The 1,010-nt window shown below is 60.8% G+C and carries 1 protein-coding gene; it reads right to left on the reverse strand.

What is annotated here, in order from left to right; genetic code table 11:
• Positions 1–1,010: transglycosylase SLT domain-containing protein (locus tag AC1D1P_RS24325; protein WP_477674790.1), on the reverse strand; the 1,010-nt coding region annotated here is incomplete at both ends.

Below are 1,010 nucleotides of genomic sequence, written 5' to 3' on the forward strand. Positions count from 1 at the left end.
GCAATGGTTGCAACCGACCCACCCTTGCGGGCCTTGACGGTGGTGCGGCGTGTCACGACTTCGGGAGAGAACGAGACCTGGGCGGTATCTGCAACGTGGCTGGTAACGTCGTTTTCCACCTTGGCGGAACGCGGCACCAGCAAGGTCGAGCCTGCCTTGATGAGCATGCGCGGCGGTATGTTGTTGACGCTGCGCAGATCGGCCTCACTCATGCCGGTGCGGCGTGCTGCTTCGGCCGGGTTCATGGTGCTGGGCGCCGACCAGGCGGTCCAGCTGGCATATTGCCCCTGGGTGTAGGCCTCGAAGTTGCGCTGAAACACCGTGGCGTTGTCCCAGGGAAGCAGTATCTGGGGCGTTCCTGCCGCAATGATGACGGGGCGATGTGCTGAAGGGTTCAGTGCCTTGAAGTCTTCAATCTTGACGTCCGCAAGGCGTGCGGCCAGGGCCACATCAATGTCGCGTGTGATCAGCACCTGCTGAAAATAAGGGTGGTTTTCGATCAGCGGCAATTCCGTGCGGAATGCCTGGGGATTGGCCACAATGTTTTTGACGGCCTGCAGCTTGGGCACGTAGAGCCTCGTTTCTGCCGGCATGTTCAGGTCGGTGTAGCTGGTGCCCAGCCCTGCTCTCTGGTTTTTGGCGATGGCGCGGCCCACGCTGCCCTCCCCCCAGTTGTAGGCCGCCAGCGCCAGATGCCAGTCGCCAAACATGCCATGCAGCTTTTGCAGGTAGTCCAGTGCCGCACGGGTGGAAGCCAGTACGTCGCGCCGGTCGTCGCGGAAAGCGTTTTGTTTCAGGTCGAAATATTTGCCGGTGGCCGGCATGAACTGCCACATGCCGGCGGCTTTGGCGCTGGAAACGGCCTGCGGGTTAAAAGCGCTTTCGATGAACGGCAGCAATGCCAGTTCCGTCGGCATCTGGCGGCGCTCGAGTTCTTCAACGATATGAAAAAGGTATTTGCTGGAGCGCTCGGTCATGCGCTGGATATAGTCCGGCCGGCTGGCATACCA

It is taken from the genome of Polaromonas sp. P1_E1_2 (genome assembly GCF_056406035.1).